This window comes from Nocardia macrotermitis (assembly GCF_009604405.1).
In the GTDB taxonomy this organism is placed as follows: Bacteria; Actinomycetota; Actinomycetes; order Mycobacteriales; family Mycobacteriaceae; genus Nocardia; species Nocardia macrotermitis.
In genome coordinates this window covers 651,586-676,355 of sequence record NZ_WEGK01000002.1, presented here as the reverse complement: position 1 = coordinate 676,355, position 24,770 = coordinate 651,586, and the positions used below count along the sequence as shown (strand labels likewise).

Annotated in this window: 27 protein-coding genes and 3 tRNA genes; 16 read left to right on the top strand and 14 right to left on the bottom strand. The window is 65.3% G+C overall.

Annotated features, from left to right (window positions below):
- Positions 1–480: 480 nt before the first annotated feature.
- The 8 genes from NRB20_RS06910 (at position 481) to NRB20_RS06875 (ending at position 6,736) form a co-directional block, all read left to right on the top strand.
- The gene (locus NRB20_RS06910) at positions 481–642 is read left to right on the top strand and encodes a hypothetical protein (protein ID WP_153408473.1); all 162 of its coding nucleotides are present in this window, start codon (positions 481–483) and stop codon (positions 640–642) included.
- Positions 643–759: 117 nt separating this feature from the next.
- A complete protein-coding gene (locus tag NRB20_RS06905) occupies positions 760–1,512 on the top strand; it encodes an isocitrate lyase/PEP mutase family protein (RefSeq protein WP_319944568.1) in 753 nt (250 codons plus the stop codon).
- A gap of 839 nt (positions 1,513–2,351) precedes the next feature.
- Positions 2,352–3,236 (top strand): helix-turn-helix domain-containing protein, encoded by an 885-nt coding sequence (locus NRB20_RS06900; RefSeq protein WP_194289744.1) that lies wholly within the window; start codon positions 2,352–2,354, stop codon positions 3,234–3,236.
- A complete protein-coding gene (locus NRB20_RS06895; RefSeq protein WP_153408469.1) occupies positions 3,233–3,439 on the top strand; it encodes a DUF397 domain-containing protein in 207 nt (68 codons plus the stop codon). The genes NRB20_RS06900 and NRB20_RS06895 overlap by 4 nt, the downstream gene beginning before the upstream one ends.
- Positions 3,440–3,645: 206 nt before the next feature.
- Entirely contained in the window at positions 3,646–4,218 is a 573-nt protein-coding gene (locus NRB20_RS06890; protein ID WP_153408467.1) for a DUF3558 domain-containing protein, read from the top strand.
- Between the two features lie 13 nt (positions 4,219–4,231).
- Positions 4,232–4,603 (top strand): hypothetical protein, encoded by a 372-nt coding sequence (locus tag NRB20_RS06885; protein WP_153408465.1) that lies wholly within the window; start codon positions 4,232–4,234, stop codon positions 4,601–4,603.
- Positions 4,603–5,970, top strand: coding sequence for a hypothetical protein (locus NRB20_RS06880; protein ID WP_153408464.1), 1,368 nt, complete (start codon positions 4,603–4,605; stop codon positions 5,968–5,970). The genes NRB20_RS06885 and NRB20_RS06880 overlap by 1 nt, the downstream gene beginning before the upstream one ends.
- Entirely contained in the window at positions 5,954–6,736 is a 783-nt protein-coding gene (locus NRB20_RS06875) for an ESX secretion-associated protein EspG (RefSeq protein WP_153408462.1), read from the top strand. Before NRB20_RS06880 ends, NRB20_RS06875 begins: the two co-directional genes overlap by 17 nt.
- A 64-nt stretch (positions 6,737–6,800) precedes the next feature.
- On the opposite strand, the gene NRB20_RS06870 is transcribed toward NRB20_RS06875, so the two are convergent.
- Positions 6,801–6,989, bottom strand: coding sequence for a hypothetical protein (locus tag NRB20_RS06870; protein WP_153408460.1), 189 nt, complete (start codon positions 6,987–6,989; stop codon positions 6,801–6,803).
- A gap of 291 nt (positions 6,990–7,280) precedes the next feature.
- On the opposite strand from NRB20_RS06870, the gene NRB20_RS06865 reads away from it, so the two are divergent.
- The gene (locus tag NRB20_RS06865) at positions 7,281–8,195 is read left to right on the top strand and encodes an RpnC/YadD family protein (RefSeq protein ID WP_153408458.1); all 915 of its coding nucleotides are present in this window, start codon (positions 7,281–7,283) and stop codon (positions 8,193–8,195) included.
- Positions 8,196–8,285: 90 nt separating this feature from the next.
- On the opposite strand, the gene zapE is transcribed toward NRB20_RS06865, so the two are convergent.
- The 4 genes from zapE to NRB20_RS06845 form a co-directional block, all read right to left on the bottom strand.
- Positions 8,286–9,287, bottom strand: coding sequence for a cell division protein ZapE (gene zapE, locus NRB20_RS06860; protein WP_319944567.1), 1,002 nt, complete (start codon positions 9,285–9,287; stop codon positions 8,286–8,288).
- Positions 9,288–9,400: 113 nt separating this feature from the next.
- The gene (locus tag NRB20_RS06855) at positions 9,401–9,718 is read right to left on the bottom strand and encodes an NIPSNAP family protein (RefSeq protein ID WP_153408454.1); all 318 of its coding nucleotides are present in this window, start codon (positions 9,716–9,718) and stop codon (positions 9,401–9,403) included.
- A 139-nt stretch (positions 9,719–9,857) separates the two neighbouring features.
- Positions 9,858–10,865: an LpqN/LpqT family lipoprotein gene (locus NRB20_RS06850; protein ID WP_153408453.1), complete on the bottom strand. Its 1,008-nt coding sequence runs from the start codon at positions 10,863–10,865 to the stop codon at positions 9,858–9,860.
- A gap of 82 nt (positions 10,866–10,947) precedes the next feature.
- Positions 10,948–11,400: a hypothetical protein gene (locus NRB20_RS06845; RefSeq protein ID WP_153408451.1), complete on the bottom strand. Its 453-nt coding sequence runs from the start codon at positions 11,398–11,400 to the stop codon at positions 10,948–10,950.
- Positions 11,401–11,542: 142 nt separating this feature from the next.
- On the opposite strand from NRB20_RS06845, the gene NRB20_RS06840 reads away from it, so the two are divergent.
- From NRB20_RS06840 to NRB20_RS06830, 3 genes are all read left to right on the top strand, one after another.
- Complete coding sequence (locus tag NRB20_RS06840; protein ID WP_153408450.1) at positions 11,543–11,848, top strand: hypothetical protein; 306 nt, start codon at positions 11,543–11,545, stop codon at positions 11,846–11,848.
- A gap of 10 nt (positions 11,849–11,858) precedes the next feature.
- Positions 11,859–12,602: an MBL fold metallo-hydrolase gene (locus NRB20_RS06835; protein ID WP_319944566.1), complete on the top strand. Its 744-nt coding sequence runs from the start codon at positions 11,859–11,861 to the stop codon at positions 12,600–12,602.
- 181 nt (positions 12,603–12,783) lie between these two features.
- Positions 12,784–13,830, top strand: coding sequence for an aminotransferase class V-fold PLP-dependent enzyme (locus tag NRB20_RS06830; RefSeq protein WP_153408448.1), 1,047 nt, complete (start codon positions 12,784–12,786; stop codon positions 13,828–13,830).
- Positions 13,831–13,935: 105 nt separating this feature from the next.
- Here NRB20_RS06830 and NRB20_RS06825 read toward each other — a convergent pair whose 3' ends face one another.
- Positions 13,936–14,721 carry a dioxygenase family protein gene (locus NRB20_RS06825; RefSeq protein ID WP_153408446.1) on the bottom strand — a complete coding sequence of 262 codons (786 nt, stop codon included), beginning with the start codon at positions 14,719–14,721 and terminating at the stop codon, positions 13,936–13,938.
- Between the two features lie 12 nt (positions 14,722–14,733).
- The gene (locus tag NRB20_RS06820; protein ID WP_153408443.1) at positions 14,734–15,411 is read right to left on the bottom strand and encodes a GTP cyclohydrolase II; all 678 of its coding nucleotides are present in this window, start codon (positions 15,409–15,411) and stop codon (positions 14,734–14,736) included.
- Between the two features lie 137 nt (positions 15,412–15,548).
- Here NRB20_RS06820 and NRB20_RS06815 point away from each other — a divergent pair, with 137 nt between their 5' ends.
- The 4 genes from NRB20_RS06815 to NRB20_RS06805 are packed head-to-tail and all read left to right on the top strand — an operon-like array spanning position 15,549 to position 17,809.
- The gene (locus tag NRB20_RS06815) at positions 15,549–16,010 is read left to right on the top strand and encodes a MarR family winged helix-turn-helix transcriptional regulator (protein ID WP_153408441.1); all 462 of its coding nucleotides are present in this window, start codon (positions 15,549–15,551) and stop codon (positions 16,008–16,010) included.
- 39 nt (positions 16,011–16,049) lie between these two features.
- Positions 16,050–16,526, top strand: coding sequence for a carboxymuconolactone decarboxylase family protein (locus NRB20_RS37930; RefSeq protein WP_227833237.1), 477 nt, complete (start codon positions 16,050–16,052; stop codon positions 16,524–16,526).
- Positions 16,527–16,838, top strand: coding sequence for a GNAT family N-acetyltransferase (locus tag NRB20_RS37925; protein ID WP_319944565.1), 312 nt, complete (start codon positions 16,527–16,529; stop codon positions 16,836–16,838).
- Positions 16,835–17,809, top strand: a complete 975-nt coding sequence (locus tag NRB20_RS06805) for a pirin family protein (RefSeq protein ID WP_319944564.1) — start codon at positions 16,835–16,837, stop codon at positions 17,807–17,809. The genes NRB20_RS37925 and NRB20_RS06805 overlap by 4 nt, the downstream gene beginning before the upstream one ends.
- Positions 17,810–17,821: 12 nt before the next feature.
- On the opposite strand, the gene NRB20_RS06800 is transcribed toward NRB20_RS06805, so the two are convergent.
- The 7 genes from NRB20_RS06800 to NRB20_RS06770 form a co-directional block, all read right to left on the bottom strand.
- The gene (locus NRB20_RS06800; RefSeq protein WP_153408439.1) at positions 17,822–18,487 is read right to left on the bottom strand and encodes a hypothetical protein; all 666 of its coding nucleotides are present in this window, start codon (positions 18,485–18,487) and stop codon (positions 17,822–17,824) included.
- Between the two features lie 47 nt (positions 18,488–18,534).
- A complete protein-coding gene (locus NRB20_RS06795; RefSeq protein WP_153408437.1) occupies positions 18,535–19,014 on the bottom strand; it encodes a PaaI family thioesterase in 480 nt (159 codons plus the stop codon).
- A 73-nt stretch (positions 19,015–19,087) separates the two neighbouring features.
- Positions 19,088–19,161: transfer RNA gene (locus NRB20_RS06790), tRNA-Glu, on the bottom strand.
- Positions 19,162–19,163: 2 nt separating this feature from the next.
- A tRNA-Glu gene (locus NRB20_RS06785) sits at positions 19,164–19,239 on the bottom strand.
- Between the two features lie 3 nt (positions 19,240–19,242).
- A tRNA-His gene (locus tag NRB20_RS06780) sits at positions 19,243–19,316 on the bottom strand.
- Between the two features lie 449 nt (positions 19,317–19,765).
- Positions 19,766–20,467 (bottom strand): Uma2 family endonuclease, encoded by a 702-nt coding sequence (locus tag NRB20_RS06775; protein ID WP_153408435.1) that lies wholly within the window; start codon positions 20,465–20,467, stop codon positions 19,766–19,768.
- 232 nt (positions 20,468–20,699) lie between these two features.
- Complete coding sequence (locus NRB20_RS06770) at positions 20,700–24,662, bottom strand: DNA-directed RNA polymerase subunit beta' (RefSeq protein WP_319944563.1); 3,963 nt, start codon at positions 24,660–24,662, stop codon at positions 20,700–20,702.
- Positions 24,663–24,770 lie beyond the last annotated feature (108 nt).

Genomic DNA, 24,770 nt, shown 5'->3' with positions numbered 1-24,770 from the left:
CAATGAAAATATTCCTTGATTGAAATCGAGGTGGCCGGACCGGGCGGTTCGAGGAGATGCTGTCATCGGCCCGTACGGCGGCCGGAACGCAAATCCGTCACCGAGACGCACACCCGGTACCGCATACCTGCAACTTGCGATACCGGAATTCGCGAACCACCGCCGTAAGACCACCGGGCTCGTGCGCATGCCCGCCGAAATATCGACCCTCATCATATTTCGGCGGGTATGCGACTTCTACTTTTCCGGCACATTTTCCTGCGCATCGGATCGACTCGTCCCACACCGACGAGACCGGCCCCGGCGACCACACGACCCGCGCGCACCCGCTCGCCGGACGCCCGCTCGTCCGGCCGCCCCGCCCCGCCCCGCCCGACACGCTCCGGCACGGCCGCGAACACCTGTGCCACGACGGCAATCCGACCTGACCGCCCGGTCGGAAATTCGCTTTTACCGCGCGCTACGAGCACACTTCATCGAATGGACCAGGAAAACGGGCCGAAACCCGGATTGTTCAGCCACAGCACCGTCACCGCGGCCACCACGCCCGCGAACGCCACCGCCGAGGCGAAGGCGCAACGCCCCGTCTTCAGCAGCGGCCCCAACACGCAGCAGGCCGAGCCCACCGACGGCGAGCACTGACCCGACGGCGCGCCCCGGCCGTCCGGCGACGAACCTGAGCATCCCCCACCCCGACGCCCGCTCGGCGATTACGGTTGTCCGCGAGACCATCACCTCACCTCAGGAGAGCAGACTGCCGTGAACGCACTCGCCGACAAGGCCACGAAATTCCTCGCCCTGCACCAGCCCGGCGATCCGGTGATCCTGCCGACCGTCTGGGACGCCTGGTCGGCGAACCTGGTGCAGCAGGCCGGATTCGCGGCCCTGACCGTGGGCAGCCACCCGCTGGCCGATTCGCTGGGCAAGCAGGACAACGAGGGCATGACCTTCGCCGAATCGCTGGCCCGGGTTCGCGAGATCACCGCCGCCGTCGACATTCCGGTGTCGCTGGACATCGAGGCCGGGTACGGCCGCAAGCCCGCCGAACTCATCGAGGGCCTGATCGAGACCGGCGTGGTCGGCCTCAATATCGAGGACACCGTGCACAGCGAGGGCGGCCGCCTGCGCGAGCCGCAGGAGCACGCCGATTTCGTCGCCGCGCTGCGGCAGGCCGCCGACGCCGCGGGCGTGCACGTGGTGATCAACGCCCGCACCGACCTGTTCGTGAAGCAGGTCGGCGACGAGGCGGACCGCACCGATCGCGCCATCGCCCGGCTGCGCCTGGCCGCCGAGGCGGGCGCCGACGTGCTCTACCCCGTCGGCCGCCACACCCCGGAAACCCTGCGCCGCTTGACCTCCGAGCTGCCGCTCCCGGTCAACGCCATCTCCACGCCCGATCAGAACGACCGCGCGTACTTCGCCGAGGCCGGCGCCGCCCGGGTCAGCTTCGGCCCGTTCTTCCAGGCCGCGCTCGCCACCGAGGCGAACCGGCTGTTGCAGCGCTGGAGCTGAGTTCCACTGCCTCGGTTGCCCTTCCAGCCGCTGGATGCCAGCCGCTGAATCCTGGTTGCCCGGGCGGACCGCACCTGGTCCGCCCGGCGGCCGGATCCGCCCCTCGCTGATCGGATCCTCGTATCCCCCAGCGGGTTCGGCATCTCCAGTTCTCTAGGCAGCTCTGTTCGAGGCGGCTCTGTCGCTCGTCGCTCTGCTCGGGTCTTCGTCCCGGCACATCGAGCACTGCCCCGGCGCGTCGTTCGCATTCAGCCGCCCGAGCTCGATCAGCCTGCCCCGGCAGTACCAGATCATCGCGCACGTCTCCGGCGTGCAGTCCGCGTGCCGGGACATGTGTAGTTCGTGATGCATCCGCTCGGGCGTCAACGGATTCGGCGGATAGTCGTGAAATACCGGATTGCCGCGCAACGTATTTCCTCCTTCGTATTTCGGAACGCATGCGAATGTTCCAGTCACTCTGGAACACCGCGACTTTGGTACCGTTCCATTCTCCTGGACAATGCGCTCTCCCGTGTACTACTGATCTGTCGACAAAGTTATAGCGCAGCAGAACATCAGGACCTACTATGTCCCCAGAGACAGGAGAGTTATCCAGTGCTACCCCCACCCCGAATTCCACCCCCACCCGGAGCGTTCAGGTACCGATAGTACCCCCACATCGCTTTTCCGCATTTCGGTTTTCCACTCCGGAATTTTCCGTAACGGATTTTCCAGAAAACTGCCGTGCGGCGACGATGCATTGCGGCGCGAGGCGTTCCAGAAACGGCATTCCTGCACGGAATTCACCTGGTTCACCGGCGAGGGCAGCACCAACGACACCAGACAGTGAGGGATATGCCATGGCAGGATCGACACTTGCGCGACGCTCGCTCGGTCGCCGACTCCGAAAGCTCAGGGACGCAGCCAAACTCAGCCAATCCGCCGCCGCCCGGGCCGTCGAACTCTCCCCGCAGTCCATCGGCAGACTCGAGGACGGCCAGGCCACCCGCATCACCGGCCTGCACATCAACGAACTCTGCAACCTCTACGGCGTCTCGGACGACGAGCGGAGACTGCTGCTGGAGTTGGGCCAAGAGGCAAGGGAGGCAACGAAATCCGGCGGCAAGTGGTGGCGGGCCTATGCGGACCTGCTGACCGCCGGGGTCGAGCACTACTACGGGCTGGAGGAGGCGGCCAACCGGTTGACCTCGTTCCAGAACATCATGGTTCCGGGCCTGTTGCAGACCGTCGACTACCGTCGCGCCGGAGAATGGACCATCCATCCGGACGACTCGAGCGCCGACATCGAACGGCGCGTCGAGATGACGGTCCGCCGACAGGAACGCTTGCAGGACAACAAGTTCGAAGTGGCCATGTTCCTGTTGGAAGCGACCCTGCACCACCCGGTGGGCGGCGCGGCCGTGATGGATCGGCAGATGCTCCACCTGGATCGGCTCAGTCGCCGGCCGAACGTGTCGATCCGAATCGTCCCGCAGGGCGCGGGCAGCAATCTCGGGCTGCACCTCGGTCCGTTCGTGCTGCTCGAATTCGACCGGCTTCCCTCGACCCGCTCGACCGAACCCCCGGTGGTCTACGTGGAAGGTTTCACCGAAGATCGCTATCTGGAACGCGAGACCGAGGTGAATTCCTATACGAAGGCGATCGGCGAGCTGGACCGCGTAGCCTTGAACCAGCATGAGTCCAGGGCCCTCATGGGCCGGATCGCAGGGGAGTATCGAGCATGAATCACGAACTGTCCCAAGCACACTGGTTCAAATCCAGCCGCAGCAAGGAAACCACGGCCTGCGTCGAGATCGCCCACCTCACCGCGGGTTCGGTAGGCGTGCGCGACTCGAAGAATCCCACCGGCCCGGCCCTGGTCTTCGCCCCCGAAGAGTGGGACGCGTTCAACGCGAACGTCCGGACCGGCCACTTCGATCGAGCCTGATCGCCCATCGCCCGTGGGGATCGAGCCGTCTCGATCCCCACGGCCCACCCCGATCGGCTCCTCACCTGTTACGCAGGTCATAGCTTCCCCACAGACGCATAGTCGTTGTCACCGTACTGGAATCCCCGGTAAGGTTGCCCCCAGAGTTTGGGGGATGCGCTGATCAGCCCTCATTGTCATGGCTTCGCCGACGAGGAGGGCAGCAGATGAGCCAGACGCGGAAGACATTCGGAGTGGTGGCACTGCTCGCCGCGGCGGGGCTGGCGTTGGCGGGGTGTGGGAAGTCGACTACGGCGTCGCCGACCACGGACGTTGCGACCAGTGCGTCGGCCGTGGCGAGCGCCACAGACCCCGCACAGCCGAAGTGGGACCCATGCACAGTCCCCGACTCGGCAGTCTCGACATTGGGACTCGACACGACCTCCAAGAGCGACAAAGTCTCTGGAACCACCTTCGATGGCTGGAAGGTCTGCGGTTGGAAGTCGTCGGACAAGACTTACGACTTCACCATCTTCACGTCGCACCACACTCTTGACGAGTATCGGCAGCGGTCCGACTACCAGGGTTTCGCCCCCACCACTGTGGGAGACCATCAAGCGCTCCAGTATCAACACGCTGGTGCGCTCAACGCCCTCGGCTGCTCGATCAGTGTGCAAATCCCCGACGGCACAGTCGACTTCGACGTACTGAATCGGTACGGAACGCCCGGCTTGGGCGACCCCTGCACAATTGTGCGTCGACTCGCGGACGGGTTGGCCCAGTACATCCCCAGCGCGTGAGGGGAGAAGCGTGATGGATGGGATCAACCCCAACGAATGGAAAACGCTGCTCGCCCGGGCGAACTCCGGCGAACTCTATCTGGATCCCGAAACAGGAAAAGGGTTGGATAAAGTTTGCGACAACCACATAGAAAATCTTCAGGATGCACTGAGTTCCATGAACCGCATGGGTCACATGACAGGATTCGGCAACTTCAATTCCAGTAAAATCCTGGAGAAGAAGTATTCCGAACTGATCACCGGAACCGACCAGTCGATAGACGTCATTCTCCTACAGCACATCGATGCAGCCAAGACCGCGAAAGAGGTTGTGGCCAAGGCGATTGCAAACTACGTCGCGTTAGACGAGGAGCAGCGCGCCAAGATTGAAAAGATGATTCCATAATGGGCATACTTCAGGATATTGAGAACTTCTTCGGCGACGACGACAGTTACAACTCGTACAAGAGCAAGATCATCCAAGCCCAGGAACAGTGGAACAAGGACCGGGACTGGATATACAAGACTGAACGCCAGGGAAACTACGACACCGAATTCTCCAGCGATCTCCAGCCGAAGAAGATCACGACGCCAGACAACTACGACAGCATGGAACTCACCACTATGCAAGAATCGGTGAATTCCATGAGCATCAAGGCTGTTGATGACGCTGTCACCGGATGGGCAAACCTGGGCATGGCCCTGACCGGCACGTTCGCTCAATTTCAGCAGCAGTTCACCCGAACGATAAACGGCGACGGCGGTCATTCCGGCTGGCGCGGGGCGGCTGCCAAAGCTGCTGTCGACGCGGTGAACAATTACTCCAACCGGTCCGCACATCTTCAGAAGGCTTCGACGTATATCAGCCTCAAGCTGTCGGAGATGAAGACAGGCATCGAGGAAACCAGAAACCTCATGCCCGGCGTCACCGTGACGACAACCCCGGCGGGCAAAACCCTCCCCACCGACGGCGTCATGAAGATCAACGACCACAACAAGGACGAGGCCACCCAGGAAGCCCGCCGCATCCTCAACACCGTCTACGGCCCGGTCGCCAGCCAGACCGACACCGGCGTCCCGTATCTGCCCACGGCACCGAAGATCGCCGACTCGGGCCCAGGTCCGGCGGCATCCGGCCCATCCGGCGTCTCGGGCCCGACTGTGCAGCCCACCAACGCAACCGGCCCCAGCCAATCCTCGGGCCCTGCCGCGTCGGGCCCGTCGGCCTCGGGAGCCAGCGGCCCGGGCAGCGACCAGACCCAGCACGGCGGCGCATCCGGCCCATCGCAGACCTCGAGCCAACAATCCACCGGCCCGAGCGATTCCGCGAACACCTCGGCCACCGGACCCCAGTCCACCTCGACGGCGGGCTACAACCCGAACGCCACCCAATACACCCCGAACACCGCCGACACCTCCAACTACTCCGGCAGCGGACTCCAATCCACCAGCAGCCCAACCTATTCCGGCACCGGCAACCAACCCGGTTCCACCTCCGCCACGCCGGGCCGCAGCATCCCGGGCACCTCGGGCACCGCACAGGCCGCCGCTGCCGCCGAGCGCGCCGCCGCCGCGGCCGCCCGATCCGGCACCTCCGGCCTGACGGGGATGGGCGCGCCCGGCCAGGGCAAGAAGTCCGAGGACGCCGAAAAGTCCGGTGTACCCGACTATCTCGTCACCCAGGAGCACGGCGACCAGCTGACCGGCCTGGATGAGGACCGCAAATACGTACCGCCCGTGATCGGTGGAGACTACGATGCCCCGAAGTATTAGATTCACCGGCCTGGAGTTCGAAATCCTCTGGGCCGCATACGGTCGCGACCGCCTGCCCTACCCACTACAGCATCGCACCGATATCGAGGATTTCGACGATCTGAAGCGAGCCCGCGAGGCGGCGGTCCAATCGCTGCTCACCAAGTACGATCCCGACCTCGAACGCGCGCTCGCGGTCCTGGTCAATCCCGATGCGCGGGTGGAGGCCAAGGGTTTCGGCGGCCCTGACCACGACCAGATCTACCGTTTCCACGCCGCGGTCCGCGACGACGCCGGTGCGGTCATCGTCCAACTCCCCGGCACCGCGCCCGACTCCGGCGGCGAGGTCGTCGTGAAGTATTGCGCCGCAACGCAAATCGGCGAGTACGCGGTCGAATCCCTGCCCAAACGCAGACCCGGCGCCCAACCCGCCCTGGAGATCCGCCGCGACGACCTGGAACGCGACCGCCTCAACCCCGTCCGCCGCGGCCCCTCCCTCACCGACCGCCTGGACCGCGTCTTCGACCGCCCCCGCACCGCCTACGGCGAAGTGATGATCTTCCCCGGCCCCGCCCTCGACGCCCGCCGCACCCCCGGCCGCTCCTTCTGGTGGATGGACTACCCCGACGGCCGCTACTACGTGAAAACCACCGACCCCATAGTAGCCAAACCCATAACCCCCAAATCCCTTGCCGCAGAAGTAAACCGCATAACAAAACTAACGGCCACCTACTACCGCGAAGACCGCGAACACGAATCCCACCTCCGCACCCGCCGCCCCTCGTAATACTTCCGCAGCACAGCTGATCGGCGGACCGAACTTCCATCCGGCCCGCCGATCGACAGCCGTTCTACTTCAAGTCGGCCAGATCCAACCCGAGCATAGCGAGCAGATCCACACACTCGGCGGCATCCTGTGCGTAGACGGCAACGGTCTTCGCCGCCAACACATTCCGCTCGAGTTCCGCCGCCTTCTCGGCAGCCCGAACGTCCGCAAACGCAACTGCCTGATCGACATCCCCGGTACTGGCCAAGGTCATGAACGCTCCTAGCGATAGCCCCGACCGGTACGCCCGATGCCCACGGCCGAGGACCGAACACGCCCACCACCCACCGCACCTGTGCGCCGACCGCCAACCGTGCCCGGTTCCCGCCGACGTTACCCCCTCCCCTCCCCTCACCAACCCCCGATACAAAAAGCCACCGAATTCACCGGCGGTCCAGCACGGACCGCCCACCAACGGTCCAGCACGGACCGCCCTGTGGTGGACCACACACGAATCCATCGAATCATGTGGCCCCAGAACATATTTCGCGCATATCTTCGCCTCATGGTCGGCAAACCTCACGAGGCGATGCATCGCCTGTTCCAAGAAGATCCGGGAGTCTTCGGTCGCGCCTTCAAGCGCCTCGCTCTCCCTTTCGGCACCCCCACAGAAGTCTCGATCTACACCAACGACCTGTCCGAACATCGCCCACTGGAACGGCGTATCGACAGCCTGATCGCGATCACCACCGACACCGACGGCCCTTTCCTGCTCGCCATGGAGGCACAGAACGACAAGGACCCCGACAAACTCAGCGCCTGGGCGTACTACGCGGCCTACCTGCACGCGACCTACAAGATGCCGGTCGTCCTGGTGATCGTCTGCCGAGACCGCGCCACGGCCGCATGGGCCGCACAACCAATCTCCCTCGGCCTCCCCCAATGGCCGAGCCTGACAGTGAAACCACTGGTCCTGGGCCCACACAACGTCCCGGCCGTCACCGACCCCGACGAGGCCGCCTCCGACATCCCCCTGGCCACCCTCTCCGCCATCACCCACGTCAACGAACCCGACATCGGTGCGATACTGGATGCACTCGCAGCCGCGATGCGACAACTAGGCCCCGATGATGAATCCACCGTATTCACCGAACTGACCGAACTGGGCCTCAGCGGCTCAGCCGCAGCCAAGAAATGGAGTGACCTGATGAGCATCAACCTCTCCTTCTTCAAGGGAGAAACCGCCCAACGCCTCCGCGCCGAAGGCCGCGTCGAAGGCCGCGTCGAAGGCCGCGTCGAAGGCGAGGCCAGGGGCAAGACCATGATCATCGAGAACATCCTGGACCTGCTCCGGAGTCGCGAGATCACAGTCCCCGACGAAGCCGAACAACAGATCCGATCCTGCCAGGACACCGACAAGCTCCGCACCTGGTTCCACCAAGCCCTCACCGCGACCACGATCACCGACGTCCTCACCTGACGACACCAGCGCTCACCTCCGCCCCGGAGGTGAGCGCAACTCGTTGATACCCTCCCGACGAATACAGCCAGCCCACGAGCCTCCGAAAGCTCAGCGGTGCGTCGCGATCCCGGCGGAATCGAGTTCACGGCGGCCGAGCTGGCCGAGTCGGCTCATGATTCGCTCGATGTCGACGGGGAGGCGGGCGTCGGCGGTGAGGGTGGTGAGTGGGGTGGTGGCGAGGAATATCGGGGTGACGTCGCGGTCGTAGAGGACGTCGACGACGTTGGCGAAGCGTTGTGCGGGTTCGCGGTCGATGGTTCGGAGGGCGGGGACGCCGCTGACCACCCACTGCGGGAAATCACGGGACAGGGCGAGGTAATCGGTTGGGGCGGTGGCTGTTTCGCATAGTTCGGCGAAGTCGATCCACAGCACGGATTCGGCCGCGCGAGTCACCCGGATCGGATGTCCGGTCGGTGCGAGGGTGCGGGATTCGTCCGGTCCGGGCGGATGGAGTCCGAGGCGCTCGAGCTGCTCGGATGTACCGGGGCTGACCCACCATCCAGCGGCGAACCCGGTCTCGTGCCCACCGGTGGTGCGATAGTCGACGGGGCCGTCCACGGCGAGCACCGTCAACGCTTGCTCGATCAACTCGATCGTCGGCACGAAATCGTCGTGGAACAGCGGGTTGGGCAGCAGCGCTCGGGGCGGATAGTTCGAGGTCACGATCAGCCGGATATCTCTATCGAACAGCTCACCCAGCAACCGCGAGATGAACTTGCCATCCGCGACGTCGTGAACGTGAAACTCGTCGAAACACAACACATCTCGCGCACCGAGCAGATCATCCAACGCCGCCGACAGATCATTGCCGTTGGCCCGGATGGCCCCGTGCAGATCCCGGAAGAACTCGTGGAAATGAACCCGCAACTTCCGCCCGTCCGGCAACGCGTCGAAATACGTTGCCATCAACCAACTCTTACCGCGTCCCACCGGCCCCCAGAGATACAGACTCCGATCCCCCGCAGCGAGCGCAGCCGCCGCACGCCCCTGCGCCGCATCCAGCTCGAACCCGAGTTCCGTTGCCGCCCTGTGGAATACATAGATATCCACACCCGCGAACCGATCTGATCGAACACCCCGACGACCCCAACGCATATCGGAACCCTAATCCGCACCCCCACCGATACACATCGCTCTGTGAACCATCACACGCACGGCGAAACTCACACCCCCGGCTCGCCCAGCTCCTCCGACGCGGGCGCGGAACGCATGAACACCTCGTCACGTTCGGTGAAGAACGCGGGCAGCTCCCGCCGCAACTCCTCCGCCCAGGGCGTCGCCGAATCCGCCGCCACCGCGGCCTGGATACGGTCGTAGGAATCGCGATCGTCGTACTCCCACACCGCGACCACCCGCCCGTCGTCGGTCTCCCACCGCCCCACCAACCGCGCGCCGTGCCGCAACTGCACCGGCAGCAGATGTATCCGGAAGTAGTCGTGGAAGATCGCGAGATTCTCCCCGACCGCCTGATAGATCTGCATCCGATAGATCACAATCGCCCCTTCGACCAGTCACACCGCCGATAATCGCCCCATTCACCCACACCAGGGCCGATCCCGTTGCCGGGCAACTCGATCGGTTCACTCGTCACATCCGAAGAATGTATATGTACCCGGCAGATCAGATACGGAAATCCATATTTCCCGTACTCGGCGCTCCCGGCTCCCGGCGGTGAGATCCGCGCGGATCACTCTCGGCCGCCGCCGGTTCGACGCCCATGATCGTGGAATACGCATCCGGATCGGTGGATTCGTATCCGTGCGCGGGAGTGTCGAATCCCTGATCCCGCACCACCGCGTGCGCCCCGGTGACCGGCCTGTTCGACCGCGGCACCACCTGTTCGGGCACCGACTCGTACCCGCCGATCACCCCGTCCCCGCGCCGCGCCACCCCCTCCGGCTCGAAGGACTCGACCGAATCCCCGTAATCCGCCTGCCGCCAACGTGATTCGCTCTCCGGCTGGTACATCCCCGACCGGAACCCGGCATCCTCCGGCACCACCACCGGCTGCGGCCCGGTCCGCAGATCGTGCGCCCCCACCCCCGGCCGCGCGGGCGGCACCTGCACCGAGAACGATTCGGCGATGAACGTCCCCTCATCGGCCCCGGCGGCGAACGTCGTCACCGTCAGCTGCAACAGATACTGTCCGGTCGGCGTGCTGGCGATCAGATACCGCGTCGACATCCACAGACTCAGGTCCGCGTAGGTGTACATGCCGGAGATCTCCGCCGACGGAAACCCGTCGTAATCCTCGACATCCCCGCCGAGTTCCACCCAGTCCGGCAGCCGCCGCGAATCGGTGAACGCGCAACGCATCACCGCCCGCGGATCCACCGGCAGCGACAGCCGCCACACCATCAGCACCGCGTTCTCGACCCACCCGGACTCCGCCGCGACACTGCCCGCCTCGGCCGGTAATGCCCAGGCCCCGAACGCATTCGGCAGCACCTCGCGGACCACGCCGTGCCAATCTCCCGGAATATCCAGCAGCACAACGGGAACCCCGGGATACTCGGGATACACCACAACCGGTGTCGCCCCGACGGCAGCCAGAAATTCGCCGATCGTGGGCAAGGTCTGATCGTCCAGGTCTTGTGAAGCAGCGTTGTGTTGTGAAGCAGCGTTCATCGCGCCGAATCCCCTCCTTCTCCTGCGCACCCGACCGTACCGCACATATCCGGCACGTCCATCCTCCAACCGGACGGATATTTCAGGAACGCGCCTTCTCCGCGGACAACAGCGCCGTCACGATGCCGAAGACCGCCCCCGCGAAGCCGAAGAAAGCGGTCGCCGACGTCGGATGATGGGTGGCATCGGACCAGAAACCCATGGCCGCGAGCCCGACGAACAACACCACCGACAGCGTCGCGCGCCCCCAGAAGAACTGCGCGGGCGGCTGGGTGGCGAGCGTCGCGGCGACCGCGCGGGCCTGATCGTCGGCATCGGCCTCGGACGACGGCGAGATCTGCAACGCGGAGGTGATCGCCGATTCCAGCCGCGGATCGTGCACCCCGAGCAAGCCCATGCGCTGCGCCGCCGCCGCGGCCGCGTCACTCACGCCGGAATCGAGCAGCGCGCGCCGGATCTCCGAGCTCACCACGTCGGTCGGAACCTGCTGTGTCGGATGTTCGAAGAACAGCCCCATACCCGTCGCCTCCCTCAACGACTTGTCCTCGCGCACAGCGTAACTGGTCGTCGCGGGACACGCCCGCCGAGTGATGTGAATCTCGATCGCGCGCCCGTGCGCCGAATGCTATGGTTTCGCACCGACCGGAACGACCGGACATCACCTCGGGGGATTTCTCATGTTCAACTGGTATGTGGCCCTGCTCGCGCTCAGCGGCATCGTCATGCTCGTGCTGGCGGCGCTGAAGCAGGGGCAGAGCGTCGTCTCGCGCTCGATCAACGGCATTTTCGGCGCGGTCTTCGTGGGTTACGCGATCTATCTGGCCTTCTTCTTCGACGGCGGGTCGTATCTGATCTTCTTCCAGGCATTCCTGCTGCCGGTGCTGATGGTGGTCAACTTCTTCCGCAACCGCACCCCGCGCCCGAAGCTGACCGAGACACAGCAGGCCTGGCGCGAGTTCCAGCGCAGCGATCAGGCGCGCTAGCGTTGCGTGGGTGAAGATCGAGCAGGTTTCCGACTCCGTCCACGTCGTCGCCGGGACGAATGTCAACTGGGCACTGGTGAGCGACGGTTCGGGCGTCACCGTGATCGATGCCGGATATCCGGGTGACACCGACGACGTGCTGAAGTCGGTGCGGGAGATCGGCCATCAGTTCGACGACATCGCCGCGGTCCTGCTGACCCACGCGCACCTCGACCACATCGGCGCCATCCCGACACTGGTCGAACGTTTCGAGGTGCCGATCTACACCGGCCCCGAAGAGGTCCGCCACGCCAAACGCAAATACCTGCAACAGATTTCGCCCGCGCAGATGGCCGCGCGCCTGCTCGACGCCCGGGGCCGCCGCTGGCTCGCCCAGACCCTCCGGGTCGTCGGCCGCCACCTCGATGTCACGATCCCGACGGCCACCACCGCCGACGAAGCCACCCTCGCGGCCCTGCCCGGCGGCATCGTCGCGATCCCCACCCCCGGCCACACCGACGGCCACACCGCCTACCTGCTCCCCTCGGAAGGCGTGCTGTTCTCCGGCGACACCCTCATCACCGGCCACCTGCTCTCCGCCCACACCGGTCTGCAACTGCTCCCGACCTTCTTCAACCACAACGAATCCGGCACCCGGGCCAGCGCCGCCGCCCTGGCCGCCCAGCCCGCCCACACCCTGGTCCCCGGTCACGGCTCCCCCGTCGAATACGACCCGGCCGAGCTAACCGCCCTGTTCGGCTCCGCCACCGGATAGCCGAATCCGTACCCACACAACACATCAACTCGCTCCGACCTCCTCGCACCACAATCCACGACGCACAGACCGATCGAGCCTGCCGACACCACGCCTCGTCCGCTCGCCGCACCGAGGATCCAGTCCAGATCACGGGCAATTGGCTATGGACGCCCGCCCACGACGGGATGACGCTGGTCTCATGAAGTCCCTGCTGCCCGGCGAATTCGCCCCCGAGACCGTCTATCTCGACACCGCGGCCTTCGGCCTGCCCCCGAAACGCGGACTGACCGCACTGCACGCGGCATTGCACGACTGGGGCGCGGGCCGGCGAACCCCGGGCGGTGACGACGAGGTGGATCGCCTCCGCGCGGGGTTCACCCGGCTGCTGCCCGGCGCGACCCCGGACGACATCGCGATCGCGAACACCGTCGGCACACTGGTCGGCCCGATCGCCGCGGGCCTGCCCGCGGGCGCGGAAGTCCTTGTGGCAGAAGGTGATTTCGCCTCGGTGACCAACCCGTTCCGCTACCACGGCAACCTGCGGGTGCGCACCGCGCCACTGGAACGGCTGGCACAGGAGGTCCGCCCCTCCACCGCCCTGGTCGCGGTCAGCCTCGCACAATCCGCCGACGGCCGCCTGGTGGACCTCGCAAATCTGCGAACAGCCACAACAGCCCACAATGCCCACCTACTCCTGGACGTCTCCCAGGCCGCGGGCTGGCTCCCCCTGCACTTCGCAGATGCGGACTACTGGGTCTGCGCCACCTTCAAATGGCTGCTCGGCGCACGCAGCGTCAGCCTCCTGGCGATCAACCCCGCCGCCGCCGAACTCACCCACCCGACCTCCCCCGGCTGGTACGCCGCGGCCGACAGGTGGTCGGAAATGTATGCGCCCCGGCAACTCGCCACCACCGCCCGCCGCCACGACAGCACCCCCGACGGCCTCGGCGTCCTCGCCGCCAGAATCGGCCTCGACCTCATCGACGAACTGACCGTCGAAGCCGTCGGCGCTCACGATCTCGCACTGGCACAACGCTTTCGAACCGGATTGGCGGCCCTGGACATCCCGGCCGTCCCCGGCGATTCCCCCATCGTCACCATCCCCGGCGAATACGGCCGAGCCGACCGCGTCGAAGCCGCCGACATCGTGGCCACCACACGAAACAACTTCCTACGCTTCGCATTCCACGTCCACAACACATCCGACGACGTCGACCGCGCACTGACGGCCCTCGGCGAAAAGTAACCCATCCGAGCCGGACTCACCTCGGCCCGCGACTGCTCCCGGCCCGCGCGAGCACCACCCCGCCGAACCGGGCGCAGCGTCACCGGAGCCCACCGAGCTACCAGCTCACCCCAGCTGAATCGACCGCTTCGCCAACCCGAGCCAGAACCCCTCGATCGGCGTACGCCGGTTGTCGAAGTCACCCTCGCCGGCCCCGAGCGTGACGAACAGCGGCGCGAAGTGCTCGATACGCGGATGCGCGAGACGTGCGGCCGGTGCGGTGTGCCGGAAGTCGAGAAGCGCGTCGATATCGCCCGCCGCCAACGTTTCCCGACCCCACGCGTCGAATTCGCGGGACCAGGCGGGCGCCTCGTCCCCGACGGCATCGCGCGACATCTCGCTCAGGTTGTGCGTGAAGAATCCACTGCCGATGATCAACACGCCCTCCTCCCGCAGCGGCGCGAGCCGACGCCCCAGCTCGAACAACCCGACCGGATCCAACGTCGGCATGGACAACTGGAGCACCGGAATATCGGCCTCGGGGAACATCTCCACCAGCGGCACGTACGCACCGTGATCCAGCCCGCGATCCGGCGCATCGTGTACCGAATCCCCCAGCAGCGCACGCACTTTCGCGGCCAGCTCGGGCGCGCCCGGCGCGGGGTACAGCACCGAGTAGTACCGCTCCGGGAAACCCCAGAAGTCGTAGACCAGCGGCACCGTCGTGGTCGCCCCGAGCGTCACCGGCGCATCCTCCCAGTGCGCGGAAACCACGAGAATCGCGGTGGGCCTGGGCAATTCGGCGGACCAGGCGGCCAGCTGCCCGGGCCACAGCGGATCGTCGGCCAGCGGCGGCGCACCGTGGCTCAGGTACAGCGCGGGCATCCGCCCGGCGGTCTCGGCGGTGGACATGGCGAAACCCTTTCAGCCGATCAATCGAATGGTATGCCCGGTGTGCTGGGCCTTGGCGCGCAAATAGCGAAGGTTGTGCGCGGTCGCGTGCACGCCGGTCGGCACCGTGGCCCGCACATCCACCCCCAACGCGCGCAACTGCCGCGGCTTGTCCGGATTGTTGGTGAGCAACTCGACCGCCCCGACGCCCAGCGCGGCCAGCATCTGCGCGGCGGCGGTGTAGTCCCGGCCGTCCTCGGGCAGCCCGAGCGCGGCGTTGGCCTGATACGTGTCCAGCCCCTGATCCTGTAGCGCGTACGCGTCGAGCTTGTTGTAGAGCCCGATGTCGCGTCCCTCCTGCCGCAGGTAGAGCAGATATCCACCGGCCTGTGCGATCCGCTCGACGGCCTCCCGCAACTGCGGCCCGCAATCGCAACGCGCCGAACCGAACACATCGCCGGTGAGGCATTCCGAATGCAACCGCACCAGCGGCGCCGCCCCGGGCGCACCCAACTTCAGCGCCAGATGTTCACGACCGTCGGCCAGCCCGTCGAAGGTGACGGCCTCGGCCGTGACCGCGTACCCGTCACCGAAGGTGAGCGGAATCCGCACCCGGGTCCGCACGGTGGCGCGCCCCGGCTCGACCGTGGCCGCTTCCGCCGCGGCCGGACCCGCATTGCCCCGCCCCGCGATATCGAAGATGGATGTCATGGCTACTCCGAAGTTCGACGACTCTGCCGTTCGAGGCTCTACCTGCTCGAATCTGCCCGAAAGCTCCTCTGTTCAAATTTGAACAGCGGCCCGATCGAGGTTATTCCAATTCGAACGACAGACGGTAACCTGGGATGATGAACGGCCCACGCTGGCTCGACGAGCATGAGCAGCGTGCCTGGCTGGCCTTCCTCACCGTCACCGGCATGCTCTCGCGCCGCCTCGACCAACAACTCGAACGCGATTCGGGGCTGTCCCACCTGCAATACGAGATCCTGGTCCGCCTGTCCGCCGCCCCCGACCACGAACTGCGCATGACCGAACTCGCCGACGCCCTGCTGGACTCCAAGAGCAAACTCACCTACCAGATCGACCGCCTCGAACAGGCCGGACTGGTCCGCCGCCGCTCCTGTCCGAGCGATATGCGCGCGGTCTACGCCGTGCTCACCGACGCCGGGCAGTACACCCTCGAGGAAGCGGCCCCCGGCCACGTCGCCGCGGTCCGCGAGCTGTTCCTGGATCCCCTCACCCCCGACCAACTCACCGCCATCGCCGACGGCCTGGGCGCGGTCGGCCGCAAACTCCGCGGCGAACGCTGACGAGCGCCGCACACCGGGCGCGGTTACGATTCGATCGCTATGCAACCTCCACCCGACGCCCGCATCTGGATCGATAAACAGACCCCCGAGCCGTTCCACGCGTTCAGCGCGGTGGCCGTCGCCGTGCAGCACGCCGCCGAAGCCGCGGGCCTGCACCGCGACGTGATGGAGCTGGTGAACGTCCGCGTCTCCCAGATCAACGGCTGCCCGTTCTGCCTGAACCTGCACACCCGCGCCGCGATCGAGGCCGGAGTAACCCAGCAGCAACTCGACGTGCTGCCCGCCTGGCGGCGCAGCGACCTGTTCACCCCACTGCAACGAGCCGCCCTCGTCCTGGCCGAGACGACCACCACGCTCCCGGATGAGGAAACCCTGACGCGTGAGTATGCTCTTGCGCGGCAACATATGTCGGACGACCAAGTATCCGTCGTCATCTGGGCCGCGACGACCATCGGTGCCTTCAATCGCGTGTCGATCATGAGCAGGCATCCGGTGCGAGTGCGGAAGGAGAACTGAGTGAGCGAGCAGACGACACCGTCTTCGGTTGTCCGCAACGATGCGCAGTTGCGCTACGAGATCTGGTACCAGGACAAGCTGGCCGGATTCGCCGAATACCGCGAGCGGGAGAACGACACGGTGTTCATCCACACCGAGGTCGACACCGAATACGCGGGCAAGGGCCTCGGTGGCGTGCTGGCCAAGGCCGCGATCGAGGACGTCATCGCGCGCGAGCGGACCATCGTGCCGCGCTGCCCGTTCATCAAGAGCTGGCTGGACAAGCACCCGGAATATGATGATCACGTGGTCGGAAAAGGTATTCAACGGTGAGTGACCTCGAGGAGCATCCCGAGGCGGCGATCTGCGAGGCCACCCCCGGCCCCGGACCGCGAACCGACAGCTACCCGTCCCGGGAGGTGCCGCTGGGCGGCGTGCGCGGCGTGACCGTGCATCGCGTGCTGCCGCAGCGGGATCTGCCGACCGTCGGCGCCTGGTGCTTCCTCGACCATTTCGGCTCCACCGCGCCGAGTCCGGATCTGCCGCCGGATATCGATCCGCATCCGCACATCGGCTTGCAGACCGTGACCTGGCCGTTCGAGGGCAGGATCCGGCATCGGGACAGTATCGGCTCCGATGTCGAGATCGAACCCGGGCAGCTGAATCTGATGACCTCCGGGCACGGCATCGCGCATTCGGAGTACACAGTGCCGGGCGCGCCCGCCGGACACGGCATCCAGTTCTGGATCGCCCTGCCCGACGGCGACCGCGAGATCCCACCGCATTTCGAGCAGCATCGGGAACTGCCCGTCGTGGAGTTGCCCGGCCTGCGCGCCACCGTACTGATCGGGACGTTGGCCGGAATGCGTTCCCCCGCAACGGTTTACACCCCGATCGTGGGCGCGGATCTGCGGCTGGAACCCGGCAGCACGGTGAATCTGCCGCTGACAACGGAATTCGAGCACGCACTGCTGGTCGTCGACGGCGAACTGACCGCGGCGGGCGTCCCCGCGCCCGCCGGACCGCTGCTCTACCTGGGCAGCGATCGCGCCGAACTGACGCTCACCACGCCGACCGGAGCCCATGCGATCCTGATCGGCGGCGAGCCCTTCGGCACGGATCTGGTGATGTGGTGGAATTTCGTGGCCCGCAGTCACGATGAGATCCAGCAGGCCCGAAACGATTGGGAGACAAGGGATCTCAGCCGTTTCGCGGGTATCGCGGGACATCCTGCGGAGCAACGCATTCCGGCGCCGCCGCTGCCCAACCTCCGGCTGAAGCCGCGTAAACGCCGGGCGCACTAGCCGATTCGATTCTCACGGTGTGCCGAGCAGTTTCAGGTATCCCATCAGCTGTTTCGTGGTGAGCCGTCCATACGGCGAGTACACCATCAGGTTGTGGTACCGCGCGTCCGCCGGAGCGGTGAGTTCGATGATCGCCACCGGCTCCCGGTAGTGGCGGCAGGAATTCGTGCACTCGTAGTAGGCCTGCGTGAACAGGTCCGCGGGTCCCAGGGCGGTGTTCGTCCGATCGACGTGGATCGCGTCGGCGCCGAATATCGCGGCCGCGTCGGCGCCGAATATCGCGGCCGCGTCGGCGCCGAATATCGCGGCCGCGTCGTCGAGCGAGCGATAGTGGCCGTGCCTGGCGTTACCCGGCTCGTTCCCGGGCTTGCAGTCGTCCGGGACGACCTGGATGCCCAACAGCACCGTGTCCGTGGCCGTACGGAATCCTGAGCCCACCAGGGAACAGTTGTCCTCCTGCCAGGTCTGCACCGGATCGAGGCGTTCGCCGCGCCTGGTCTTCATGGTGAACGCCAACGGCGAGTGATCGACTCGCGCGACCACCAGCCCCGGATCGGCCGGCGCGGCCGGATCGTAGTCCGGCCGTTCATCACCGCCCCGGCAGCCACTCAGCGCTAGCGCCGCCGCGCAGGACAACCCCGCCACTCGAAGTACGCGACGAAAAACCTTCGATGCCATACCGACCGACAGTAGCGTGACCTCGCCGATCCCCCGAACGATTTTCCCTACTTACGCCGCGGCCGGATGACAGCGGTGAAAGTCGCTGCGGCAACGGACTTTCCGGTGTTGTCGGTGATATCCACCGGCACCTGCAACTCGACCGGCGTCCCCGCCAGGATGTCCGCGCGCATCCCGCTCAACACTTCGGCACTCAACTCCGAGGTCGCGCGAATCGGCCCCGCTTCCCCTTTGGCCCGCGCCAGATACTCGATCCGCCCGTCCCGCGCCACGATGAACGCGTCCCCCATCAGATCCACGATCCCGGAAATCGACGCCCCCATCGCCGCGGTCTCCGCCAACCCGAACAGCATCGCCGCATGCAGATCCCCGTTGTGATTCAGATGCTCCCCTCGCGGCGCCATCTGCACCACATTGCACCCCTCCCGATACTCCACATTCTCCATCCCCGCGTACTGAATGAACCCCAACTTCTGAAACCCACCCCACACCAGCTCACCCAGCGCACCGTCCACAACTACTCCCATCCCAAGTGAAACACGTTCTACTTTTCATACAGCCTCCGGGAAGCGTTGTCCATGGGCGGCAGCAGACCACCCCGTGACCCGGCGGGAATCGAACCCGCGTAGCCCTGATCGAGAGTCAGGGTGCCCGGCCGACAGAGCACGGGGCCGTGTGACGCAGGCCGGAATCGAACCGGCGGATGTCCTGAATGAAAGTCAGGCCGCCCATACCAGCAGAGCAACTGCGCCGAGGCTGGGTGACGGGACTCGAACCCGCTGAAATCAGTACCACAAACTGATGCCTCGTCCTCTTCGGCTCCACCCAGCACGTCTGCACGAAAACGAAAAATGGGCCGCCCCCGGCAGTTTCACCTCCGGAGCGACCCATACGACACAAACCTGTTCACGCCGTGCCGGATTCATCCTCCGAATCCCGATGATGCACCGAAACCCCCTGCGCAGGTTCATGTTCCAGAACACACTCGAACGCCTCACGCCCGAACCCCTTGCGCCCCATGATCACTCCTCCCGCCGATCTCGATACCTCTCGAAGGTAACACCACCGAACACCCACCGAAAGCGAATATTCCCCACCGAGCTGATAAACCTCCCAACACCTCACCCGAAACCGGTCCACCACGAACACGAACCGAACACCGAGATACCCTGGCTATCAACAGAATTCAGCGACCGAGCAGGTCCACGACACCTACCAGGGACCGTGCTGACGATGACCTCGACCACCCCATCAGGACCGTTGATCACGCGATACGGATCACCAGGTGATCTCGGGCAGCTCGACATCCATCGCGAACGGACGATCAATGCGCAGATGCTTGCGGAAGACACCACTGGGCGCATAAGCACCGCCCTCGGGAAGCAACTCGAAGGTGTAGACGGCCATCTCATCGTTCTCGTTCTCGACACGCCAGAAGTTCTCGATACCCGCTTCGGCATATTGCACCGGCCGCAATTTGCGGTCCTTGGTCTTCGTACTGGGTGAAACGATCTCGATGGCGAGATGCACATCGGCAGGGCGGTAGACCGATGTATGCGGTCCGAAGGACGCGCGGAACACCACGAGAACGTCCGGTTCGGGCGCAGATGCACCCAGGTCGACAGACTTTTCCGACAGCACCACGACATCCCGCGGCGCATTACGGCGCAAGGCGGCCTTCAACACGTCCCTGACCTCGTCATGCCATGGATCGGCTGGCGCCATCATCACGACTTGTCCATCCTCCAACTCGAAGCTGCCATCGACCACCTCTATCAGTCGAGGCAGGTCAGCGGCGGTAAACCCTTCGGGCGGAGGCACCGGCAGAGACACCAGCCGAGAACGAATCGGTTCCTCGGGTCGATGGTGCGCAACGCCAGCCATAGCAGCAGGGTACCGGTCGAAAAAAAGTTCCCGCAACAAGTCTTCACGCCGGTTCATCTCAAACTCCCGAGGCGATCGCGTCATGTCGACAGGCACGCCCGAAGCATACCGCCACACTCGACGACAGTCCACAACAAGTAACTCGAATACCGTTGTGGCACAACAGATTACTTTGACTCCATACCAAAATGCACAGGCGCACAATGAAACTGAACCAATCTGATACCGAACCAGTCCGACCGCCCCGGCAACCCAACACCCCACACATACGACAACCGCCCCGCCTCGAAAACCCGAGGCGGGGCGGATTGCGTTGTCTCCTACCGGATTACCGGTAGTCGCTGAACCCGTAATCGTCCAGCGGGACAGCCGCACCCGTGGTCTGGCCGAAGCCTTCCGGGGTGTAGTAGGTGTCGTCGTAGGACGGCACCGCGTAGGCGGCCGCGCGGGCCTCCTCGGTCGGCTGGACCTGGATGTTGCGGTAGCGGTTGATGCCCGTACCGGCCGGGATCAACTTACCGATGATCACGTTCTCCTTCAGGCCGATCAGCTTGTCGGAGCGGCAGTTGATCGCCGCGTCCGTCAAGACACGAGTCGTCTCCTGGAAGGAGGCCGCCGACAGCCACGAATCGGTCGCCAGCGACGCCTTCGTGATACCCATCAGCACCGGACGACCCGACGCGGTCGACGCGGCATCGCCGTGCTCGGCCATGACGCGACGGTTGACCGCCTCGAACTCCGAACGCTCCACCAGCGAACCGGGCAGGAACTCCGTCGCACCCGAATCGATGATCGTGACGCGCCGCAGCATCTGCCGCACGATGACCTCGATGTGCTTGTCGTGGATGGACACACCCTGCGACCGGTACACCTCCTGGACCTCGTGGACCAGGTGGACCTGCACCTGACGCGGACCCATCACACGCAACACCTCGTGCGGATCGGCCGAGCCCTCCAGCAGCTGCTGGCCGACCTCGACGTGATCGCCGTCGGCGAGCAGACGCTCGGAGCCGTCGTCGTGCTTGAACACCCGCAGCCGCTGACGCTTCGACAGCTTGTCGTAGACCACTTCGTCCGAACCGTCGTCCGGAATGATCGTGATCTTGTAGAAGCGGTCGTCGTCCTCGAGCCGGATCCGGCCCGAGACCTCCGCGATCGGCGCCTTGCCCTTGGGCACACGAGCCTCGAAAAGCTCCTGCACTCGGGGCAGACCGCCGGTGATGTCGTCACCCGCGACACCACCCTGGTGGAAGGTACGCATGGTCAGCTGGGTACCGGGCTCACCGATGGACTGCGCGGCGACGATACCGACGGCCTCACCGATGTCGACCAGCTTGCCGGTCGCCATCGAACGCCCATAGCAGGTCGCACACACGCCGGTGCCGGTGGTGCAGGTCAGCACGGAGCGGACCTTCACCTCGGTGACACCCGCCTCCAGCAGCGCCTCGATGGCCGGGTCGCCGAGATCGTGACCCTTCTCCACCACGACGTTGCCGTTCGCGTCGAGCGCGTCCGAGGCCAGCGTACGAGCGTAGGTGCTGGTCTCGACGTGCGCGTCACGGATGATCGTGCCGTCGGCCTGCTTCTCCGCGATCGCGACCAGGATGCCGCGCTCGGTGCCACAGTCGGTCTCGCGCACGATGACGTCCTGCGACACGTCCACCAGACGACGGGTCAGGTAACCCGAGTCGGCGGTACGAAGCGCGGTGTCGGCCAGACCCTTTCGCGCACCGTGGGTGTTGATGAAGTACTCCAGAACCGTCAGGCCCTCACGGAACGAGGACTTGATCGGCCGCGGGATGAACTCACCCTTCGGGTTCGTCACCAGGCCCTTCATACCGGCGAGGGTACGGGTCTGGGTGAAGTTACCCGTGGCGCCCGAGTCGACGATCGTGATGATCGGGTTGTCGGCCGGGTAGTGGCGGCGCAGCGCCGCACCCACCTCTTCGGTGGCCTCCTGCCAGATCTTGACCAGCGCGTTGTTGCGCTCCTGGTGATCGAGCGCACCACGCTGGTACTTCTTCTCGATCCCGTCGGCCAGACCCTCGTAGCGCTCCATGATGTCGGCCTTCTCCGGCGGCACCAGCACGTCCGACATCGAGACCGTCACACCCGAACGCGTGGCCCAGTAGAAGCCGGCGTCCTTGAGCTTGTCGACGGTCTGCGCGACCACGATCATCGGGTAGCGCTCGGCCAGATCGTTGATGATCGTGGCCTGCCGCTTCTTCGGCATCGGCTCGTTGATGAACGCGTAGTCCGCCGGGAGCAGGTCGTTGAACAGCACCCGGCCCAGCGTGGTGTCGGCGAGCCAGGCGTCGCCCGGCTGCCAACCCTGCGGGAACAGCTCGGCCTCGATCGCGCGCGGCGGACGCTGATCGTCCAACCGCACCTTGATCATCGACCGGACGGTGAGCTCACCGCGGTCGACGGCCATCTGCGCCTCGGCGGGCGAGGAGTACACACCCTGCTCGGGCGCGTCCTTGGTGGCCGCCCGGTACTGGCCCTTCGCGTCGTCCTGCAGACGGGTCAGGTAGTACAGACCGGTCACCATGTCCAGACGGGGCATGGCCAGCGGCCGACCCGACGCCGGGGACAGGATGTTGTTCGAGGACAGCATCAGGATGCGGGCCTCGGCCTGCGCCTCCGCGGACAGCGGCAGGTGCACGGCCATCTGGTCACCGTCGAAGTCGGCGTTGAACGCCTCACACACCAGCGGGTGCAGCTGAATTGCCTTGCCCTCCACCAGAAGTGGTTCGAAGGCCTGGATACCCAGCCGGTGCAGGGTGGGCGCGCGGTTCAGCAGCACGGGGTGCTCGGCGATGACCTCTTCCAGGACATCCCACACCTGCGGCCGCTGCCGCTCGACCATCCGCTTGGCGGACTTGATGTTCTGCGCGTGGTTCAGATCCACCAGACGCTTCATCACGAACGGCTTGAACAGCTCCAGCGCCATCAGCTTGGGCAGACCACACTGATGCAGCTTGAGCTGCGGACCGACCACGATGACCGAACGGCCCGAGTAGTCGACGCGCTTACCGAGCAGGTTCTGCCGGAAACGACCCTGCTTACCCTTGAGCAGATCGCTCAGGGACTTCAGCGGGCGGTTACCGGGACCGGTGACCGGACGACCGCGACGGCCGTTGTCGAACAGCGCGTCGACCGACTCCTGAAGCATGCGCTTCTCGTTGTTCACGATGATCTCGGGCGCGCCCAGATCGATGAGTCGCTTCAACCGGTTGTTGCGGTTGATGACGCGGCGGTACAGGTCGTTCAGGTCGGAGGTGGCGAAACGGCCACCGTCGAGCTGAACCATCGGGCGCAGCTCCGGCGGAATCACCGGAACGGCGTCCAGCACCATGCCCATCGGCGAGTTGCCGTTGGTCTGGAACGCCGCGACGACCTTCAGTCGCTTGAGCGCACGCAGCTTCTTCTGGCCCTTACCCGTGCGAATGGTCTCGCGCAGGTTCTCGGCCTCGGCAGGAATGTCGAAGTCCTGCATCAGCTTCTGGATCGCCTCGGCGCCCATGGCGCCGACGAAGTACTCGCCGTAGCGGTCCTGCAGCTCGCGGTACAGCACCTCGTCCACGATCAGCTGCTTGGGAGCCAGCTTGGTGAACGTGGTCCAGATCTCGTCCAGCCGGTCCAGCTCACGCTGGGCGCGGTCGCGCAGCTGACGCATCTCGCGCTCGCCGCCGTCCTTGACCTTGCGGCGGACGTCGGACTTGGCGCCCTCGGCCTCGAGCTCGGCGATGTCGCCCTCGAGCTTCTGGGCGCGGGCCTCGAGATCGGCGTCGCGCTGATCGGCGACGGCCTTCTTCTCGACCTCCATCTCCGCCTCGAGCGTGGACAGCTCGTTGTGGCGCAGATCGTTGTCGACGGCGGTGATGACGTAGGCCGCGAAGTAGATGATCTTCTCGAGATCCTTCGGGGCCAGGTCCAGCAGGTAGCCCAGACGCGAGGGCACACCCTTGAAGTACCAGATGTGGGTGACCGGCGCGGCCAGCTCGATGTGGCCCATCCGCTCACGGCGCACCTTGGCGCGAGTCACCTCGACGCCACAGCGCTCACAGATGATGCCCTTGAAACGGACGCGCTTGTACTTACCGCAGTAGCACTCCCAGTCCCGGGTGGGACCGAAGATCTTCTCGCAGAACAAGCCGTCCTTCTCCGGCTTGAGCGTGCGATAGTTGATGGTCTCCGGCTTCTTGACCTCACCGAAAGACCAGTTGCGAATGTCTTCGGCGGTAGCGAGGCCGATCCGGAGTTCATCGAAGAAGTTGACGTCTAGCACGTAACTTCCTTTCCCCTGTCGGGATTGATTTCGAGCAAATTCTCAATCGTCGTGAACAGGTGCCCCGACCGCCCTGCTCGCCCGGCACGCGGCCGGGTGAGCAGGGGG

Bases quoted from the DNA above. Each gene is read 5' to 3' on its own strand.
- NRB20_RS06910 (WP_153408473.1), top strand. From the start codon at position 481: ATGGACCAGGAAAACGGGCCGAAACCCGGATTGTTCAGCCACAGCACC.
- NRB20_RS06825 (WP_153408446.1), bottom strand. From the start codon at position 14,721: ATGTCCACCGCCGAGACCGCCGGGCGGATGCCCGCGCTGTACCTGAGC.
- NRB20_RS06895 (WP_153408469.1), top strand. From the start codon at position 3,233: ATGAATCACGAACTGTCCCAAGCACACTGGTTCAAATCCAGCCGCAGC.
- NRB20_RS37930 (WP_227833237.1), top strand. From the start codon at position 16,050: ATGCAACCTCCACCCGACGCCCGCATCTGGATCGATAAACAGACCCCC.
- NRB20_RS06875 (WP_153408462.1), top strand. From the start codon at position 5,954: ATGCCCCGAAGTATTAGATTCACCGGCCTGGAGTTCGAAATCCTCTGG.
- NRB20_RS06890 (WP_153408467.1), top strand. From the start codon at position 3,646: ATGAGCCAGACGCGGAAGACATTCGGAGTGGTGGCACTGCTCGCCGCG.
- NRB20_RS06820 (WP_153408443.1), bottom strand. From the start codon at position 15,411: ATGACATCCATCTTCGATATCGCGGGGCGGGGCAATGCGGGTCCGGCC.
- NRB20_RS06855 (WP_153408454.1), bottom strand. From the start codon at position 9,718: ATGCAGATCTATCAGGCGGTCGGGGAGAATCTCGCGATCTTCCACGAC.
- NRB20_RS06865 (WP_153408458.1), top strand. From the start codon at position 7,281: ATGGTCGGCAAACCTCACGAGGCGATGCATCGCCTGTTCCAAGAAGAT.
- NRB20_RS06880 (WP_153408464.1), top strand. From the start codon at position 4,603: ATGGGCATACTTCAGGATATTGAGAACTTCTTCGGCGACGACGACAGT.
- NRB20_RS06800 (WP_153408439.1), bottom strand. From the start codon at position 18,487: ATGGCATCGAAGGTTTTTCGTCGCGTACTTCGAGTGGCGGGGTTGTCC.
- NRB20_RS06850 (WP_153408453.1), bottom strand. From the start codon at position 10,865: ATGAACGCTGCTTCACAACACAACGCTGCTTCACAAGACCTGGACGAT.
- NRB20_RS06795 (WP_153408437.1), bottom strand. From the start codon at position 19,014: ATGGGAGTAGTTGTGGACGGTGCGCTGGGTGAGCTGGTGTGGGGTGGG.
- NRB20_RS06830 (WP_153408448.1), top strand. From the start codon at position 12,784: ATGAAGTCCCTGCTGCCCGGCGAATTCGCCCCCGAGACCGTCTATCTC.
- NRB20_RS06870 (WP_153408460.1), bottom strand. From the start codon at position 6,989: ATGACCTTGGCCAGTACCGGGGATGTCGATCAGGCAGTTGCGTTTGCG.
- NRB20_RS06885 (WP_153408465.1), top strand. From the start codon at position 4,232: ATGGATGGGATCAACCCCAACGAATGGAAAACGCTGCTCGCCCGGGCG.
- NRB20_RS06815 (WP_153408441.1), top strand. From the start codon at position 15,549: ATGAACGGCCCACGCTGGCTCGACGAGCATGAGCAGCGTGCCTGGCTG.
- NRB20_RS06900 (WP_194289744.1), top strand. From the start codon at position 2,352: ATGGCAGGATCGACACTTGCGCGACGCTCGCTCGGTCGCCGACTCCGA.
- NRB20_RS06840 (WP_153408450.1), top strand. From the start codon at position 11,543: ATGTTCAACTGGTATGTGGCCCTGCTCGCGCTCAGCGGCATCGTCATG.